The following is a 3,219-nucleotide window of genomic DNA, read 5'->3' on the forward strand; positions in this document are numbered from 1 at the left end:
AACTAACTTAATAAACGGGTTGCATAAACACCTTATCCACATATTTATAAAAATTGAATAATCCTTGAGAGCCATAAAGAGCAATAATTTCATCACCATCAAGCTCTATGTACCCCTGGCCAGTAATTGATAATTCCTGCTTGATTGGATTGATTTTCTGTAAGTCCCCGACGGTTGTAAAGGAATAACCCTAAATGCTTAAATCAATTATTGAGTCGCCAGCTGTGACGATTAATTCACTAATGCCATCTTGATCAAAATCATGGAGAGCGGCTTGTAATTTATAAGGCTTTCGATAAAGTCTTTAATATTTCCTTTTCAATTTCCTCTATGGTATATTCACCATGAATGCCCTTCATGTTCAAGGGGGTAAAACCATTAATATCCTCTACTAAAGAATTTGCTGATTTTTTTTCATAGTAAGAACCTTCATTATGTAAGGGAGGTATGAAATGAAAAAATACAAATGGATACTGTTAATATGTTGTTTCATAGTTCTCCTATTAAGCGCTTGTAAAAACTTCGATTCACGATACCAGCAATTGCAAGGGGTGGTAAAAGAAATTGACCACAAAAATAATAAAATACTAGTAATTGCTGGACTTGAAGAGAAGGATATTAAGAAAGATACTCAGGTTGTAATTGAATCAGTGGACTATACTGAAATATATTGGGTGAGTAATATCGATCCTTCTGATTTTACAGTTGGCGAGGAAATTATAGTTTATTATGAAACGGCGGAAACATCTTATCCTGGTAAAATCACTTCCAAAAAATACGAAAAATTAGATGAAAATTAAGTATGCTCAAAAAGTGGAATGCCTGATTGTAAGACGACAAGAACATACTCGCTTAATAGCCGCGGAGCTTGCGGCTTTTTGTGTTTTAACGGAAAAAACAAGAACATATATGGTTAACCGTAATCTCGGGATATTGGCGAGAGCAGTCATTACTGTGACAAGTATATAAGCGAACCTCTCCTTTTTGTTTTGAAAATACACATCCGATGAATCTGATCAAGAGAGCAGATGAACTCCTTCTCCAAATATCCAGCCTGCTAGAATTGCCCTACCAATCATACCACTACGTTTTAAAATATAAGACCTAAATACAAGGACAAATCATTCTTTTCTAAACATTTTCAGTGCAAGCAAGGGGGAGAATAATGAAGGATGAATTAATCCATCTATTCGCCCCTTTTTTAAGGTATGCCATGTCGTGACTCCCTTCATCCTCCCACCTATAATAATGGTCATATTACTGAAAACCTCGCTCGTAATAAAGTCCCGTATCTAACTGAGAAAAAGATCCTAGTTTTAAGTGACATAGCAAGGCCTTGAGAACCTTTTCCAAATAATTCAAGTGGAGTAAAATATTTAAGTTAGCTATGATCGGAAATCGGGTTCAATCCCGAAAGCAAGATGGAGAGGTTGTTATGAGTAGAATTTTGGTCACACCGGACATGTTGCTGCGTGTTGCAGAGCAATGCTCCAGGGCGCATGAACAGCTGGAAGCAATGATACACATGCTGAACCAGAACATCCATATGCTGGAGTCTGGGTGGGAAGGTACGACGAGATCCCGTTTTTACGCGGATTTTCAACGGGCACATCGGGAGATGACGCAGACCACGGAGCATATCCATCGGACAAGCCTGGAGCTGAGAGGGATTGCCCAACGATTTAAGTCAGCAGATGAGCGGGTACAACCGATCCAATTTGCTGGGCATGTGCTGGGAACATCCCCTTTGATGAGGAGACACACATTCAACAGTGCCGTAGAGGATATGGGGAGAAGTGCCGAGGAAGCCTGGAATTCGGTGCAGCAGGAAGCCGGGAAGGCATGGGACACCGTGAAGCAAGAAGCAGGGGAAGTATGGGAGGGCGTAAAGATCGGGGCCGCCCAGTTAGGGAACTCGTTAAAGGATACGGGGATATCCTTGTACGAAGATCCGCTTGGAACCGGGAAAGAGATGCTCTATAATGCAACCATCGGGACGGTCGAGGAAATTTGGAACACGGGGATATGGGCCGGCAGAATGCTTTTTAGCAATGAGTACCGTGACAAAGTCGTGGAAGACACCATGCAAGAAGTCGATTCAGCAGGTGGTTGGTCCAATTATTTGGGGCAGGCGGCAGCTTTGATCGTTGGGGAGGTTATTCTCAACCGTGCTGGAATTAGGGGGAGAGGCCCGCTGAATAATAAGCATAATGATCATGGTGGCGGTAGTGGTGCTGGTAATGGTGCCGGTAGTGGTAGCGGTAGTGGTGCCGGTGATGATAGCGGCGATCGTGGCGGTGATGGTGACGGTGAGAAGTCGGGGGATGAGGGGCCGGCTAAGATTGATGGAATGCCCCCTATAGTTCAATCAAGAATAAACTTAAGAAGTGGAACTGCAGAGGAAGGGGCAGGATTTAACCATGTACTAGATAGGCATTTTAACCCCAATAAGAATGCTTCCCAATTCTCGGTTACACCTGATGAACTAAAAAGCATTCTTCAAAGTAAAGAAGTTGTGAGTACACCAGTTTCAAGAGTATTATATTCAGACATAAAGTTAGCAGAAGGGTCAATTGAAAAACAAGCTAGATATGTGAGGGAAGTTACTTTAGACTTTAACATAGGAATTGACAAGCTTAGTGGTTCTCCAACAAATATTATGACTGTATTAACCGATAAGCATGGAAATCTAGTTACTGCTACACCGGGAGTGATTAAATGAAACTCAAAGGAAGTAAACAAGAACAAGAATTCAGAAAGGAACTAGAGGGTTCGAATTTGGTCTTGGCTAAAGACGGAAAAGCCGAATTAATAATGAATGTGTTAAAAGATACTTTTGGAGAATTAAAAAGTGCATATATTTTGAATTGGACACCTGAACAAGGCGAGGATATATACACTATCTTGGTTGACACTGATAAAATCGCTAAAGTTGAAATTAGTAGAGTCAATCACTCGGAAGTTCCTTTAATTGAAACTTACAATCTGAAGGATTTCCAAAAACGGTTGAGTAAAGTATTTCAAATTAAACTAGCCGTGGCGATTGATTTAGCGAAAACGGAACATCAGGAAGGTTAGAAAAAATATTAAGTATAGAAGAAGCTCATATTAAAAGTATTAATATTGGTACGTTGGAGAAACCAATTTTGTTGAAATCAGATGATGCAAAGAAATGGTTGTTAGAAAAATGTGAAGTAAGTGGCTAAGAGGACTGGCTAC

The 3,219-nt window shown here is 40.5% G+C and carries 3 protein-coding genes and 1 pseudogene; all 4 read left to right on the top strand.

Annotated features, from left to right (window positions below; translation table 11 throughout):
- Window positions 1-452 precede the first annotated feature (452 nt).
- The 4 genes and pseudogenes from CHH67_RS24090 to CHH67_RS24105 all read left to right on the top strand — a co-directional run bounded on the left by CHH67_RS24090 (window position 453) and on the right by CHH67_RS24105 (window position 3,078).
- Window positions 453-800 carry a DUF3221 domain-containing protein gene (locus CHH67_RS24090; protein WP_095267910.1) on the top strand — a complete coding sequence of 116 codons (348 nt, stop codon included), beginning with the start codon at window positions 453-455 and terminating at the stop codon, window positions 798-800.
- Between the two features lie 662 nt (window positions 801-1,462).
- Window positions 1,463-1,645, top strand: a pseudogene (locus CHH67_RS26945) (WXG100 family type VII secretion target); the annotation flags it as partial.
- A gap of 105 nt (window positions 1,646-1,750) precedes the next feature.
- A complete protein-coding gene (locus CHH67_RS26950; protein WP_244908317.1) occupies window positions 1,751-2,722 on the top strand; it encodes a hypothetical protein in 972 nt (323 codons plus the stop codon).
- Window positions 2,719-3,078 (top strand): hypothetical protein, encoded by a 360-nt coding sequence (locus tag CHH67_RS24105; protein WP_095267911.1) that lies wholly within the window; start codon window positions 2,719-2,721, stop codon window positions 3,076-3,078. Before CHH67_RS26950 ends, CHH67_RS24105 begins: the two co-directional genes overlap by 4 nt.
- Window positions 3,079-3,219 lie beyond the last annotated feature (141 nt).

Source organism: Paenibacillus campinasensis (genome assembly GCF_002272015.1).
GTDB classification, from domain to species: domain Bacteria; phylum Bacillota; class Bacilli; order Paenibacillales; family Paenibacillaceae; genus Paenibacillus_AQ; species Paenibacillus_AQ campinasensis.